Origin of the sequence: Synechococcus sp. CS-1328 (assembly GCF_025128095.1) — a bacterium.
Taxonomy (GTDB): Bacteria; Cyanobacteriota; Cyanobacteriia; order PCC-6307; family Cyanobiaceae; genus CBW1002.
In genome coordinates this window covers 1-14,227 of record NZ_JAHLYT010000031.1, presented here as the reverse complement: position 1 = coordinate 14,227, position 14,227 = coordinate 1, and the positions used below count along the sequence as shown (strand labels likewise).

13 protein-coding genes and 2 pseudogenes are annotated in these 14,227 nt (G+C 62.3%); 4 read left to right on the top strand and 11 right to left on the bottom strand.

Annotated features, from left to right (window positions below; all coding sequences use genetic code 11):
* Nucleotides 1–25 precede the first annotated feature (25 nt).
* The 3 genes from KQ310_RS04945 to KQ310_RS04935 form a co-directional block, all read right to left on the bottom strand.
* Nucleotides 26–583 carry a hypothetical protein gene (locus KQ310_RS04945; protein WP_259720670.1) on the bottom strand — a complete coding sequence of 186 codons (558 nt, stop codon included), beginning with the start codon at nt 581–583 and terminating at the stop codon, nt 26–28.
* 74 nt (nt 584–657) lie between these two features.
* Entirely contained in the window at nt 658–1,383 is a 726-nt protein-coding gene (locus KQ310_RS04940; RefSeq protein ID WP_259720669.1) for a pentapeptide repeat-containing protein, read from the bottom strand.
* 4 nt (nt 1,384–1,387) lie between these two features.
* A complete protein-coding gene (locus tag KQ310_RS04935; protein ID WP_399237674.1) occupies nt 1,388–2,281 on the bottom strand; it encodes an SUMF1/EgtB/PvdO family nonheme iron enzyme in 894 nt (297 codons plus the stop codon).
* Between the two features lie 503 nt (nt 2,282–2,784).
* Here KQ310_RS04935 and KQ310_RS04930 point away from each other — a divergent pair.
* Genes KQ310_RS04930 through KQ310_RS04920 form a run of 3 tightly spaced genes read left to right on the top strand, consistent with a single transcriptional unit; the run spans nt 2,785 to nt 4,339 of the window.
* Nucleotides 2,785–3,366: a hypothetical protein gene (locus tag KQ310_RS04930; protein WP_259720668.1), complete on the top strand. Its 582-nt coding sequence runs from the start codon at nt 2,785–2,787 to the stop codon at nt 3,364–3,366.
* 5 nt (nt 3,367–3,371) lie between these two features.
* Nucleotides 3,372–3,536, top strand: a complete 165-nt coding sequence (locus tag KQ310_RS04925) for a hypothetical protein (RefSeq protein ID WP_259720667.1) — start codon at nt 3,372–3,374, stop codon at nt 3,534–3,536.
* On the top strand, nt 3,533–4,339 hold the full coding sequence (locus KQ310_RS04920; protein ID WP_259720666.1) for a mechanosensitive ion channel family protein: 807 nt from the start codon (nt 3,533–3,535) through the stop codon (nt 4,337–4,339). Before KQ310_RS04925 ends, KQ310_RS04920 begins: the two co-directional genes overlap by 4 nt.
* A gap of 121 nt (nt 4,340–4,460) precedes the next feature.
* Here the strand turns inward: KQ310_RS04920 and KQ310_RS04915 are convergent, their stop codons facing one another.
* The 5 genes from KQ310_RS04915 to KQ310_RS04895 all read right to left on the bottom strand — a co-directional run bounded on the left by KQ310_RS04915 (nt 4,461) and on the right by KQ310_RS04895 (nt 10,392).
* Nucleotides 4,461–4,859, bottom strand: coding sequence for a DUF1622 domain-containing protein (locus tag KQ310_RS04915; protein ID WP_259720665.1), 399 nt, complete (start codon nt 4,857–4,859; stop codon nt 4,461–4,463).
* Nucleotides 4,860–5,159: 300 nt separating this feature from the next.
* Nucleotides 5,160–6,158, bottom strand: coding sequence for a DUF1254 domain-containing protein (locus KQ310_RS04910; protein WP_259720664.1), 999 nt, complete (start codon nt 6,156–6,158; stop codon nt 5,160–5,162).
* A gap of 6 nt (nt 6,159–6,164) precedes the next feature.
* Nucleotides 6,165–7,241, bottom strand: a complete 1,077-nt coding sequence (locus KQ310_RS04905; protein WP_259720663.1) for a DUF1254 domain-containing protein — start codon at nt 7,239–7,241, stop codon at nt 6,165–6,167.
* Nucleotides 7,242–7,333: 92 nt separating this feature from the next.
* Nucleotides 7,334–8,800, bottom strand: a complete 1,467-nt coding sequence (locus KQ310_RS04900) for an arylsulfatase (RefSeq protein ID WP_259720662.1) — start codon at nt 8,798–8,800, stop codon at nt 7,334–7,336.
* Nucleotides 8,801–8,883: 83 nt separating this feature from the next.
* The gene (locus KQ310_RS04895) at nt 8,884–10,392 is read right to left on the bottom strand and encodes an arylsulfatase (protein WP_259720661.1); all 1,509 of its coding nucleotides are present in this window, start codon (nt 10,390–10,392) and stop codon (nt 8,884–8,886) included.
* Here KQ310_RS04895 and KQ310_RS15825 point away from each other — a divergent pair.
* Nucleotides 10,346–11,359 (top strand): annotated as a pseudogene (locus KQ310_RS15825) (helix-turn-helix domain-containing protein); the annotation flags it as partial. The gene KQ310_RS04895 and the pseudogene KQ310_RS15825 overlap by 47 nt on opposite strands.
* Nucleotides 11,360–11,427: 68 nt before the next feature.
* Here KQ310_RS15825 and KQ310_RS04885 read toward each other — a convergent pair.
* The 3 genes and pseudogenes from KQ310_RS04885 to KQ310_RS04875 all read right to left on the bottom strand — a co-directional run.
* The gene (locus KQ310_RS04885) at nt 11,428–12,489 is read right to left on the bottom strand and encodes an HAD family phosphatase (protein WP_259720660.1); all 1,062 of its coding nucleotides are present in this window, start codon (nt 12,487–12,489) and stop codon (nt 11,428–11,430) included.
* 3 nt (nt 12,490–12,492) lie between these two features.
* Nucleotides 12,493–13,353 (bottom strand): bile acid:sodium symporter, encoded by an 861-nt coding sequence (locus tag KQ310_RS04880; RefSeq protein WP_259720659.1) that lies wholly within the window; start codon nt 13,351–13,353, stop codon nt 12,493–12,495.
* A gap of 228 nt (nt 13,354–13,581) precedes the next feature.
* Nucleotides 13,582–14,227, bottom strand: a pseudogene (locus tag KQ310_RS04875) (photosystem II q(b) protein); the annotation flags it as partial.

The window sequence follows — 14,227 nt, the reverse complement described above, 5'->3', positions numbered from 1 at the left end:
GATGGGGCTGGACAATCGAGGCGGATCAGGACCGCTGCCTGGGCCCCCTCGGCGGCGGCCGATTCAGCAGATGGGTCAGCCATCCAGGTACGGAGAGCGTGGCCACCAGGATGGTCAGGGAGGTGCTGAGCCGGCTGGAGAAGGTGCGAGCCGTATCCAGGCCGGAATGCAGAAAGGTGAAGGTGACCAGCACAGCGAAGATGCCGGTGGTGAGTGCACTGGCCGAACGCAGCAGGTCCCTGGGGTGGCGGGCGGAACCGCCAGCGGCATCACGGCTGAGGTTGTATCCGGCGATGCAACCGGCAAGGGCGAGAAACCCGAGCAGCACGGCCCTGCTGGAGAGATCTGACTGCGGTTCGCTCTGTTGGAGTTTCGCCGCCAGCACCACGGCGCTGCCCAGAACCGAGCCGCAGGCGGTGCCGAGCAGGGCCCACCACCGCAGCGGGTTTTGGATCCGACCGATGAACGTGGAGGTGGCGGCCAGGACCAGGGAACTCAGCAGTGTGGCCGGCAAGAAGGGCAGCTGGCGGGTGATTGCATATCCGGCTGCAATGCCGACGAAGGCCCCGGCGAGCCGGCTCATCTGGGCATGGGGTGCGCTGGAGTCAGCAGCCGGGGGATGGGGAAGTTTTTGGATCACCATGACAACTGATCGAATCACGGGCGATCGATCGAGGCTGCAATGCTCCGATCGATCTTTGTTCCCCCCAGATCAGCATCCTGGAAGACGGTGCCGGTCAGGATTGCACCGCTGAGATCGGCATTGGTGAGGATGGCTCGGGTGAAATTTGCCTGAGTGAGATCGGAGCCGGCAAGATCGGCTCCGGTGAGATCAGCCTCCGTGAAGTTGGCCCCCTTCAGATCCGCACCCTGGAGATTGGCCTTGCACAACACCGTGTTGGCGAAGTCGCAACCTCGCCAACGACTGAATGGAATCCTCAGCCCCTCCAGGTTCGTGCCCTGCAAATCGAAGTCGTCCTGCCAGATGCCGTCTGAGCTGAGATCCTCGATGGCTCTGATACGCCCCAGGCTGTATTTTACTCCAGCCTCTTGTTGCGCTAACAGCAAAGTAAGTTGCTCGTGATGTTCTCTTTCCTTGCGACGCCCCGCCTCAAGGATGTAGACGAAGCCCGCTGTGACGATGCTGAACGATTCGACATTGCCAATGCTGATGACATCTAGAAAGTTACTGGTCAGGCAGTTCTCTCTTGGGTTGGCTCCATTGCAGTTGTCGAAGCGATTGACGAGTGAAAGCAATGCAAAGGACATCATTGCCGCGATCAGCACCCTGAAGCCGAAGGAGCGATCCAGCAGCAGAAAGAACGGGGATGCGCGGCGGCGCTGCTGACGGGTCAGCCAGGTTTGTCGATGTGAGTGAGTCATGGCTTCAGAGGCGCACGATGCAGCGAAAGCCCATGTGGCTTGTGGAGGTGTCGATGCCCTGCGCCATGCGTGCCGCCGGCCGGTAGCGGCGGCAGTAGCTGGGGGCGCAGAGATAGGAGCCGCCCTTCACCACCTTGCGCGGCATCGTTCCGTGCTGGCTGGTGGGGTCGATGCTGGCTTCACGGGCGTCAGCCGCTCCGGCGCAGCAGCCGCTGCTTCCCTCAGCCGCTAACTCCTCATCGGCTTGGCGCGGGTGGTGGCCATACCAGCTGTCGGTCAACTCCCACACATTGCCGATGGTGTCGAACAATCCGTAGCCGTTCGCCGGAAAGACACCCACTGGCGAGGTGCCCGCGTAGCCGTCCAGCAGGCTGTTGTGGTGGGGGAAATCGCCCTGGAAGGTGTTCGCCACCGGTTGGCCGCCCGGGTGCAGCTCCTCCCCCCAGGCGTACTCGGCGCCTTCACGGCCGCCCCAGGCGGCCCGCTCCCACTCCGTTTCGCTCGGCAGCTGTTTGCCGCTCCAGGCGGCATAGGCCGCCGCATCGGCATGGGCCACATGCACCACGGGATGGTGGTCGCGGCTCTTGATCGAGCTGCCAGGGCCTTCGGGATGCCGCCAGTTGGCGCCGGCAATGTATTGCCACCAGCGATAGGGATCGCCGGTGCCGATCGGTCCGGGCGGCGGCACGAACACAATCGAAGACGGCACCAGCAACTCCGGCAGCGCATCGGGATACTGGGCCGGATCGGCGGGCTGCTCGGCCAGGGTGACGTGTCCGGTGGCCTTCACGAACTTCAGGAACTGGGCATTGGTGACCGGTGAGCGGTCCATCCAGAAACCGTCGATGCTCACCATGTGGGCGGGCGCCTCTTCCGGGTAGTGGAGGTCTGAGCCCATCACAAACCTGCCACCCGGGATCCACACCATGTCCCGCGCAGGGGGGCGGCCAGGCCCCCGCGGGGCGGCCGGCTTCAAGGTGGCCCTCACGGCTGGTGAGCTGGATGCAGAACGGGACATCGAAAGGATCGTGGGTTCAGGGCCAAACACAACATGATCATCCGCTCCCGCATGAGCTTGAGAGATTGAAATGGAATGTAATCGCAGCGACTCGGGTGAATTCAGGCTTCCCTCATCAAGAGGCTGTTGTGTTGGTGCTGGCGTTTCCAGCACATGTGCGAGGAGATCCAGAATAGGCCTGAAAGATTATGGTTCCGGTCCGGCATTCCCCGGTAGCATCGAGTGCCTCGTAGAAGAATCTGAGCCCGCCTGACAGCCGCCACTACGGGCGCCGTTACGGGCTCCGGATGTCTCTGTCAACGCCTGCTGAATAAGGTTCAGAGGATCTCACTAATGACCACTGTGGCGAAGATGTTCGTGAAGGGCTCTCGGCGCCGTGGTCCATGCGGATCATCGGCTTTGTGGCGGCTGCCCTGCTGGCGCTGCTGCTCACGGCGACACCGTCCGGATCGGTGGAGCCAGGGCCGGCTCAGGCCACGAATGCCCCCGAGCAGCCTCCGGCTTTCGTGACCCTCGACGGCCGCAAGGTGATCGAGATCCGCGCCGCCGTCGGCGCCCAGACCCCCCAGCAGATGGCACGGCGCGGCAGCCAGAGCCTCGCCCAGATCGCTTCCGACTACGCGATCAGCCCCGACCAGCTCGTGGTTCGGGAAGCCCCTCCTTACCCCGAGATCGGCCTGTTCAGAGGCGGCCGGTTCGTCGCCAAAGTGGCCGTCGACGAGCGCAACGCCAGCCTGTTCCAGCTGAGCCGCCAGGAGCTGGCCCAGCGCTATCTGGAGCAGATCCGGGCCTCGATCAAGCGCTACCGAAGCACTCACCGGCGCCAGGACTGGCTGCGGGGAACGGCACTTGCTCTGCTGACCCTGGGGGGCTACGTCCTCTGGCTGCGGGGGCAGCTGGCGCTCAATCGCCGTCTCGCTGCCTGGATTCACGCCCCCGCCAACCCACGACTGGGCGGGGAGTGAACGCGGTGGTGCTGGCGGTGGTCAGCTATCTGTTCATCCCCCTGGTCCTCGGGTTGTTCCCACCGACCCAGGCCGTTTCAGAAACTCTGCAGGCGCAGAACCTCGCCCTGATCAGTGGCGCGCTCGATGCGTTCGTGGCCGCGATCCCCGATCTGATCCCCTGGCCTTGATCCTCGCCTTCACCGTCGTGCTCGTGAGGGCCAGCAATGCCTGGTTCCGTTCGATCGAGCTGCAACGGCTGCGCCTCAGCTGGTTCTACCCGGAGTGGGCCCGGCCCACCGCCCGACTGGTGGCGATCATGATCCTTCTGGGTGGGCTGGTGTTCGCCTATCCCTATGTGCCGGGGACCAGCTGCAAGGCTTTTCAGGGGGCCGGTCTGTTTCTGGGGGTGCTGGCGGCCCTGGGCTCGAGCGCCGTGGCCTCCAACCTGATCGGCGGCCTGATGCTCACCTACACCCGCGCCTATCAGGAGGGTGATCGGGTGAAGATCAACGACACGATCGGCATCGTCGAAGACACGGACTTGCTGACCACGCGCCTGAGAACACCCTGGAATGAGCTGGTCAATATCCCCAACGCCACCGTGCTGGGGGCCTCGATCGTCAATTACACCCTCGCCAGACGGGAGCTCGGCAAACCAGTGGTGATCGCTGCCACCGTCACCATCGGCTACGACGTGCCCTGGCGGCAGGTGCACCAACTGATGCTGGATGCGGCCAATGCCACCGCCGGCATCAGCCAAGAGCTGCCGGCTTTCGTGCTGCAGACCTCACTCAACGACTTCCACATCAGCTACGAGCTCAATGCCTGCGTAGAAAATGTGGATACCTACCGTCTCACCTTCTCGGGCCTTCTGGCGGCCATCCAGGACCAGTTCGCGGCCGCCGGCGTGGAGATCCTCTCTCCCGGCTATCACGCCATTCGCAATGGCAACCGCAGCACCGTCCCGAAGGTCACCGGCGAAGGCGGCTGATTGGGCAACCGAGAGGTCGTCGTCGGAGCGATTTGCTGATCGGAATCCCGCTGACAAGCAGGAAAACGCCACGACGCCACGACGTAGTGCTAATTGGCTAGTTCGTTGTTGAGGTTGGCCATCAGATGGGGGTGATGGAGATGTTGGAATTCTGCTGGGACTGGGCCTCTTCGAGCTTCTGTTCCGCTTCCACTTCCCGGCCGAGAAAGACGTTGAGAAAAGTTCTAATCACAGCGATCACCCCCAGCTGGATCAGGTTCTGACTGGATGGTGCTGTTGTGGTGGCAACGATATCTGCAGCCAGCTGAAACTCCAGCGCCATCGACAGCCAGCTGCCGAAGGTGAGTCGGATGCTGTTGAATCGCCGGCCCCGGGGTTGGCCGCTCCGGCGCAGGCGAAGCGTCTGGCGCACAGTGGCCAGGAACCCCAGCGCCACGCACACCACCGAGACACTCTCCAGCACTAAGCGCAGGCCAACGGCGAAAACTTCCAGCCATTCCAGAAGGGGGATCTCAGGCACGGGTCAGCTCCTCACGATTCAGCGGAAGCCCATGTGGCCGGTGGAGGTGATTCTCCCCTTCACCACCTTGCCAGGCAGGGCTCCTGGCTTGGCGGCCGGATACCCTGGCCGATCGGCCGGGACCACCCGGAGGTGTGAGGCCAGAGCCCAACGCTGCAGACCACATACGCTGGATCTTGATATTAGTGGGCCATCTGGCTCCAGTACTCACGCCACCTTGAGGTGACATGACAGCCACTACCTTGAAGTCAGCTTCTATGGTCGTGACAGATCGAAACACCATCCTTTGTAACCGCATGGCTATTTAATCAGCAGATTCTTGCTTTCATTCTTTAGAAACTGGATGGCACTCTCTTTTGACCTGGGAACGTAGATGCGCAGCAGGGCGCTGAAGGGTGAAGGCGTCTCGACGTTGTTCGGGCTGCCCGGAGAATTGAACCGCATCGTATATGTTCCGTCTGGGTTGGGAGTTGCCTCAGAATTCGATAGGGCGGCTTTGTCCCTGGCCAGCCAGCCTTCACTGTTGTAAGTGGTGATCGACCAGAAACCGCCTCGTTCAGCATCGATTTCCGGCGGCATGAAGGTGATGCTCGATGGCAACGCCTTGCCCTCCTTGATCTCCGTGCGATTCGCGATCGGAGCGTAGGCTGCATGTTCGACCGAGAGGCCACCCCATCCGTAGGCGGTGGCGTAAAGATGATCCTGCGGGTCGGTATCTGTCGCACCACCCTGGGCCCTGCTGGTGTCAGGCAGTTTTCCAGCCTGAACGTCCTTGATCAGCGCCATACGGATCGCCTCCATCTGCTTCTGATCGATCACAATGTCGGGAGTTAGATAGGGAACGGCTGAGGCCGCCTCGATGGTTGCCATCCCCTGAAGTGTGTGGGTGGCAGTTAGCCCACCTTCTGAATCCGGCAGCTTTCGGATTCGCATGTTGAGGTAGACGTAGTTGCCGTATGTCAGATCATCGAGGGTAATGGCGAGAGCCTTGCCGGGATACACCACACCAACGATGTAGTTCTGCTGGTCGATGATCTCGATGATGTGATAGGTCTTGCTTGCCGGCACGGAGAGTGTCGCTCCGTTCCGGACATCAACGACGGCGCTCGAATAGATGACATCCTGATTCTCCCGGATGACCTGCTGTGTCTTGACGTCGCTGACATCACGCTGATGCGCCCACGCATTGATACCTGCCTTGGCAAGACTTCGCTTGATGTTGAAATCAGTCTCCGAGACTTTGTAAGCAGTGTCTGTCACTCCAAAATCGACTGGTGAAGCGAACATTGAGTTTGTCATCTCTGCTCACTGAATGGGGGCTGCTTTAGGCATCTTGTAGCTTCCGTCCAGAACAGACGGCCCTGGACGGTACACCCGCATCAGGAAGCTCCATCCCTCGGTCACATCCAACCGGTTGGAGACGTCGCCACAAACCTCCTTCGATCCGAAAGACACGGTGAACGTGCCATCGGCATTCAGCTTCACATTCGAGGAATTGACCAGACTGTTCTCTTTCTTGATGAAGCCGTCGTTGCCGTAAATCAAAATGGACCAGAAGGCTTTGTTCTCCGGCACGGCGTAGGTGGCTTTGTGGCACACCTTTGGATCATGGCCCCCGCTGTAGTTCAGGTAGGTGGCGTCCCATTCGGGGAACAGCCCCCAGGCCGCCGCAGCAGCAATGTGACGGGTCTTTTCATCAACCTTGCCGCGCGGCCCCTGCATTCCCTTCCAGCTGCTGTATTGCGCCGAATCCTTTTCATACTGTGCGGTCAAGGTCTTCAGCGATGGTCGGTCCCACTTGAGCGCTGGCAGTGGATCGGCGCTGCCAGCCTTGATGACGAACTGATCCTGCAACTTGTTGATCAAGGCGATTTCGCCTGGGTCTTTCGGATTGAGCACCTGGATGCGTACTCCGATGGCCAGATATTTGGTGTCTTTCGGCAGTTCGTGAGTTCCTGCAGTGTAGATCACGAAAGGTGTGTAGTGGTCGTTGTCCACGAGATACACCGATGCGTAGCGATCTTTTGGCAATTCAGGGACAGTAATCGTTGCGCTCTTGGATGTATCGACAACGCCCATTGAGTAAAGTGTATCGCGGTTCATCCTCACGACGTTCTGCTTATCGAGCGGGGTGGGAGTGCGGAAGTGATAGAAGCGATTGATGCCCCCCGCCATTTTCACGATCTCGGCGAACTGCCGATCGGTTTCGGCCCGGATGTAGGTTTTTGGCGTCACCTTGACACCGGCTTGAGGAGGGCGTGGTTGCGTCATGGTCTGCTTGGGAACGGGGCTTTGCGCGCAGACCGGCTGTGCGACGGTCGCCCCACATAGCGCCATCACAACGCCAGCGAAGTTCAAGGCGCTGAAGGTGGTGCGATTCATCCTGATCTCTCCTTATGGTTTCATGAGCCTGCTTCATTGAGCCAGCTAACGCTCTAGTTCAGCTGGCCAAATGAGAACGACCTGGAGCGGTCTCAATCCCCCTTGGGTGTGAGCGACTTCATGGCTTCGTCGATATCGAAGTCCAGGCTCGCCATGCGCGGCGGATACTCCTTGAGCGACTGCATCAGCTCGCCGACCTGAGCGAAGGCAGGCGCATAGGTCCAGGCGTGGTTCTCCTGCCATTCGTCAAAACCGCGTGCCTCATGCATGCGCTCGAACGGATCAAGCTTCAGGTTGGTGACCAGCGGCGTCAGCATGTTCTGCTGGACGCCGTTGAACCACTTGTCTTGCTTGACGAAGAGGAACTTCCAGTCGCCGTAGCGGATGCCGTGGAGCTTGGTTTCTGTGAAGTAGTAGAACTCCTTGCGCTTGGACTTTCCCTTGCCGGTGATGAGCTCAGTCTGGTCGTACCCATCCAGGTGGATATGGGTGTAGGTCTGCTCGCCGGCCTGGTAATTGGTGAGGAGTTTCTCCTTCACGTTCGGCTCGCCGGCGGCGGCCATGAGGGTGGGAATCCAGTCCTGCATGGTCATGAACTCACCGGTCGTCTGGCCTGCGGGGATCCTGCCGGGCCACTTCACCAGCATCGGGACGCGGAAACCGCCTTCCTTGCCGCCGACGCCTTTCTCACCGCCGAACGGGGTGTTGCCGCCATCGGGCCAACTGTTCATGGCCGGACCGTTGTCGGTGGAGAACATCACGATTGTGTTGTCCGCGACGCCCAGGTCGTCGAGCTGCTTGAGGAGTTCGCCGACTGTGTCGTCGAGTTCCATCATGCCGTCGGCATAGAGGCCATAGCCACTCTTGCCCTCGTACTCGGGCGACAGGTTGGTGCGGTAGTGCATCCGCGTGGTGTTGTGCCAGACGAAGAACGGTTTGTCTGACTCAACCGCGTCGTTGATGAAGCGCTTGGATTCCACAAGGATTTCAGCATCCAGCGTCCGCTGGCGCTGCTGCCCGAACGGGCCTTTGTCTTCAATCTTCTGCGTGCCATCCGGATTCGCCCAGGAGTGAATGACGCCGCGCTGGGCGAACTGCTTGGCGACCTCGGGGTCTTTCGGAAAGTCGTACTGCTCCGTATATTCCCCGGCATTGAGGTGATACAGGATGCCGAAGAACTCATCGAAGCCGTGGGCGGTGGGCAGGTGCTCATCGCGATCGCCCAGGTGATTCTTGCCAAACTGCCCTGTGGCGTAGCCGAGCGGCTTGAGCAGGCTGGCCAGCGTTGGGTCAGCCTTGTTCAGGCCCTGTTCCGCACCCGGCAGGCCGACGGTGGCCAGACCAACCCGGATCGGATACTGCCCCGTGATGAAGGCTGCGCGTCCCGCCGTGCAGGAGGCCTCGCCGTAGTGATCCATGAAGGTCATGCCCTCCCTGCCGATCCGGTCGATGTTCGGCGTGCTGCCACCCATCATTCCGCGGTGGTAGGCGCTGATGTTCCACATGCCAACGTCGTCGCCCCAGATGATCAAGATGTTGGGCTTGTTGGTTTTTGTCATGTGGAACTGCTTTGTTGATGGTTGAGGTCTATCCAATACAAAGTTGCTCCCAGCTGATGCTGGGAGCAACGGTCATCGGGAGCTCAGCCTGCTCCCCCTGCGGAGATCATCTTCTCGAGCACATCGCCCACCGTGAAGCTGGCGGCCTTCTGGCGGGGGGGGTAGTCCTTGAACGACGCGAGGAAGTCGGCCACGAAGGACTGTGCTGGGACCAGCATGAAGGCATGGTCGAGCATCCAGTCCCAGTAGGTGTTGGAGGTGATGTCGGCCCGCTCGTAAGGATCGGTGAGCAGGTTGAAGATCTTCGGCACCCGCAGGGCGGTGAAGGGTTCGGCCCACACCTGCAGCGTGCCGGCGGCGCGCTGCTCCATGAACACGAATTTCCAGTTGTCGTAGCGCAGGCCGGTGAGATCGCCGTCGTCGGAGAAGTAGAAGAACTCCACCCGCGGGCTCTTGTCGGTTTTGCCCGTCCAGTAATCGAGCATGTTGTAGCCATCGAGATGGATGTGGAAGTTCTTGCTTCCCACCTGATGGCCATCGAGCAGCTTCTGCTTGATCTCGGGCTCGCCGGCGGCGGCCAGCAGCGTGGGCAGCCAGTCGAGATGGCTGACGACGCCCGTGAACAGGGTGCCGGGCTCGATCTTGCCCGGCCAGCGCACCAGGGCGGGCACCCGGTAGGCCCCCTCCCAGTTGGAGTTCTTCTCGTTGCGGAAGGGGGTCATGCCGGCATCGGGCCAGCTGTTCATGTGCGGGCCGTTGTCGGTGCTGTACATCACGATCGTGTCGCCCGCGATGCCCAGCTCATCCACCAGATCCAGCATCTGGCCGATGCAGTTGTCGTGATAGATCATCACGTCGTGATACTCCGACTGCCAACGCCCTGACTGGCCCACATCCTGGGGCCGCGCATGGGTGCGGAAGTGCATGTGGGTGGTGTTGAACCACACGAAGAAGGGCTCGCCCGAGGCCACCGCATCGCGGATGAAGCGCTTGGCTTCAACAATGAACTCGTCGTCGGCGGTTTCCATCCGCTTCTTGGTGAGCGGGCCGGTGTTCTCGATCCGCTGGGTGCCGTCGCCGTTGGCCCAGCAGTGCAACACGCCGCGTGGGGCGAAGCGCTTGCGGAAGTTCGGGAACTCCGGATCATCCGCCTTGGGATAGTCGCGAAGTTCGGGTTCCTCCTCGGCGTTGAGGTGATAGAGGTTGCCGAAGAACTCATCGAAGCCGTGCATCGTCGGCAGATGCTCGTCGCGGTCGCCGAAATGGTTCTTACCGAACTGGCCGGTGCGGTAGCCCAGCGGCTGGAGCAGCTCGGCGATGGTGGGATCCTCAGCCTGGAAACCCACCGGAGCGCCGGGCAGCCCCACCTTGCTCAGGCCGGTGCGGAACACGCTCTGGCCGGAGATGAAGGCGGCCCGGCCGGCGGTGCAACTCTGCTCGGCGTAGTAGTGGATGAAGCGGCCGCCCTCCTTGGCGACGCGGTCGATGTTGGGGGTCTGGTAGCCCATCAACCCATCGCTGTAGCAGCTCAGGTTGCTCTGGCCGATGTCATCGCCCCAGAGGATCAGGATGTTGGGTTGTCCGTTGGGCATGGCTGTCGCGGAGGGGCTTGGGAGGGGGCGTGCAGGACACCACCCGACCATAGTGATGAGGGTGGCAGGCTTGGACCACTCAAAAAGTGCAATCCTTGCGATGGATCGGCTGTGGTCGTTCGACGGCGTTGAGCAGCTGGCCCTCCATCTCGTCGAGGCCGGCCTGGATCTACAGCCCTGCCAGCTCTCCGGTGGTGAGATGTGCGGTCAGTTGGCCGTGAGGGCGCTCGGGCCCCTGCGCTTGTTGCGCTTGCGGGTCAACCGCAGGCTCCACATCACGGGACCCAAACCCGCCGATCAACAGATGGTGGCCCTCGTGCTCAACCCTGGGCAGCAGCAGGCCAGTGCGCCGCTGCGTGCCCATGGCGTGGCAGTGCTCCCGGACATGTTGTTCGGTCTCACGGTCTGTTCGGATGTTCACCTCTCCACGCCGGAGGTGCTCGATCTCGGCGTGATCATGCTGCAGCGCAGCCGCCTGAAGCGCTTCAGCAGCGAACTCGGCTGGGCTGATGTCGAATCCAATGCCCTCACCTCCAATTGCCTCAGCATCAGTCCCGAACGGCATGGGCGCCTGCGCCGATTTCTGTTGACCCTGCTCTCCAGCTCCGCTGCGCCCCCGGAACGGCTGAGGCACGATCTGCTGCCTCTGGTGCTGGAGGCCATGGTTCACGGCACCAACAGCCATGCCAGCCTCTGCCCAGCTCCCACCCGGTTCGAACTGGTCAAGCAGGTGCAGCAGTGGGTGCAGGAGCATCCCCGGGAACCGATCACTCTGGAGGCCCTCTGCCGCCAGATCCACGCCGGCCGCCGGAGCCTGCTCCAGGGCTTTCGCGAGCATCTCGGGATGGGCCCCATGGCCTACATCAAGCTGCATCGGCTCCATGGGATCCGCCGGGAGCTGCTCGCGGCGGATCCACAGACGGTGTCCATTGTGGAGCTGGCCCTGCAGTGGGGCTTTCTGAACCCGGGGCATTTCGCACGCGACTACCGCCGTCTGTTCGGCCAACTACCAAGCCAGACCCTGCATCGCGGCCGTCAGGGGCAGGCCTGCGAGGCCGCTGCCGCATCCAGCTCCGGGAACACCTGCGCCCAGTCGTCCCGCATGCTCACCACGGTCCAGCCACGGCCGGACGCCTCATCGAGAGCCCTGTCGAGTCTGCCGAAGGCCGAGCGCCTGTCGTAGGCCACTTCCCGCTCGGCGTCGTCGTGATGGATGAGCATGCCCAGCCGTGCCCCGGGAAACGACGTGGTCCACGCCAGCATCTCCCGATCTCCATCGGAGTTGCCGAAGGCCGCGATCGGAGGCCGGCCGATCACGCGCTCGATCAGCAGGGGCTTGGTGGGGCCATCCGTCAGCACCTCCAGCCCGGCCTCCCGCAGGATCACCGGGCGACCGTTCTGCAGGGCATAGCGGGTTCGGATGCTGGAGCCGATCACCTGCTCCGGTGGAATCCCGTAGAGCTCCTCGCTGATGACCCGCATGAAGGCGGAGCCGCCGGCCGAAACGATGTAGGTGCGGAAGCCATTGGCGCGCAGCAGGTCGAGCAGCTCCCGCATGGGGGTGTAGAGGAGGGAGGTGTAGGGCCGCCGCAGGGTGGGATGGCAGGCGCTGCGGATCCAGGCGCGGGCCAGGTCGGTGAAGGCGTCGGTGCTCATGCCGGCGTGGGTGAGTCCCACCAGCTCCAGCAGCCCCTCCATGCCCAGCGTCCGCACCCTGGCTTCGCCATCCGGGCCGATGGCGGCGGCCACGACCGGATGGGCCGCCAGTTCAGGCCGCTCCAGCGCCAGCAGGCGGGCGCGCTCGATGGCAAAGGCCAGCTGCACATACATCGGCTGCTCCGACCAGAGCGTGCCGTCGTTGTCGAAGACGGCGATCCGTTCCTCGGGTGGGACGTAGCCCTCTCCCCCCTCCATGGTGACCGTGCGCAGGAAATCAAGCAGACGCTCGCGGGCGGGGCCTTGGCGCCAGGAGGGCAGGGAGGCTGACGCGGATGCCTCCCCAGATCGTTGCTCCGTTCGCGCTGGAGCGGCGGTCAGGCTCAGCGATGCCGCGACGAGAAGGGCGGAAGCGAGCCGGAACCAGGGGCGGACTGCCATCAACTAACTGTTCTCTGTCTCCTGGGCTGGCTGACGGTTCAGCGCCTGCAGCAACGGAATCGACAGCACGACCGTGACCAGCACGTAAACAAGGATAGCAATCTTGATGGCTGGCAGCTCAGGGGCATAGGTGCCGGCAAACAGCAGGGCCAGACCCGGATTGCGCATCGAGGTCACCAGGGAGACACTGATCCGCTCGTGGCGCGCGGCTCCCGCGAGTCCGTAGCCCAGCCCCAGGCAAAGCGCCACCAGGGCCGCCATCAATCCCAGTGCGATCCAGTTGGCGGTTACGAAGGGAAGGAGCAGGGGGCCTGTGGTGACCAGCACCACGGCCAGCAGCAGAACCAGGAGGGCGTTGGCGAGCTTGTCGAGCGGTCCTTGCCACTGCTGTGTCAATTGGGGCGATCGCTGGCGCAACAGCAACCCCAGCAGCAGTGGCAGCACCTGGGACAGGCCCACCTGTTGGGCCACCTCCTGTGGCCCCAGATCCCAGCTTTGAACCGCGAAGGCGGCCCGATACACATCCGCCAGAACGGGGATCGAGACGATCGCGGCCATGGCCGCGCCGACTTGCAGCACCGCAGCCAATTCCCTATCGCCGCCTTTCTTTCCAGCCTTGCGCAGGGTCAGGGGCGCGCTCGGGCAGATCGCCATCAAGGCGATGGCCAGACGAGCCGGTGTGGAGAGGCCGGCGCTGATCGGCAGCAGCAGCAGCCCGAGGGCGATCAGCGGCACAACCACACAGGAGCCCACCAGCACACGGGCAAACAGCGCCGGTCGTTCACGCAAAGACCCGAAGGACTGAGGCTGCAAGCCCAGCCCCAGGGCGAACATGATCGTGAACAGGGTGATAGAGGCGATCATCCAGGGCCAGCGGCGGGATGGCCGAGGGCGATCGGCATCGGTGTCAACCTAAATTCCCCACCCCTTCCTGCCGAGCAGAAAGCAACGCGTCAGACTCCAACCAGCGGTGATCCGTCGATGGCTTCGAGCTCCCGATCCGAGCCCAAGACACAAAAAAGCCCTTCTCTTGGAGAGAAGGGCCAGAAAGGTGATCGATGATTCGAACGCCTGTTGGGTTGAGGGTTGACCTCAGCCGATCGCAGGAGCCATCAGAGCCACGGGGGTGGCTTCAGCGGCGGCCAGATCGAGCGGGAAGTTGTGAGCGTTGCGCTCGTGCATCACTTCCATGCCCAGACCAGCGCGGTTCAGCACATCGGCCCAGGTGTTCACCACACGGCCCTGGCCGTCGAGGATCGACTGGTTGAAGTTGAAACCGTTCAGGTTGAAGGCCATCGTGCTCACGCCCAGGGCGGTGAACCAGATGCCGACCACGGGCCAGGCAGCCAGGAAGAAGTGGAGGCTGCGGCTGTTGTTGAAGGAGGCGTATTGGAAGATCAGGCGACCGAAGTAACCGTGGGCAGCCACGATGTTGTAGGTCTCTTCCTCTTGGCCGAACTTGTAGCCATAATTCTGGCTCTCGCTCTCGGTGGTTTCACGCACCAGCGAAGAGGTCACCAGGGAGCCGTGCATGGCGGAGAACAAGCTGCCGCCGAACACACCGGCCACACCCAGCATGTGGAAGGGGTGCATCAGGATGTTGTGCTCAGCCTGGAACACCAGCATGTAGTTGAAGGTGCCCGAGATGCCGAGGGGCATGCCGTCAGAGAAGGATCCCTGACCGAAGGGGTAGATCAGGAACACGGCGCTGGCAGCTGCCACAGGGGCGCTGTAGGCG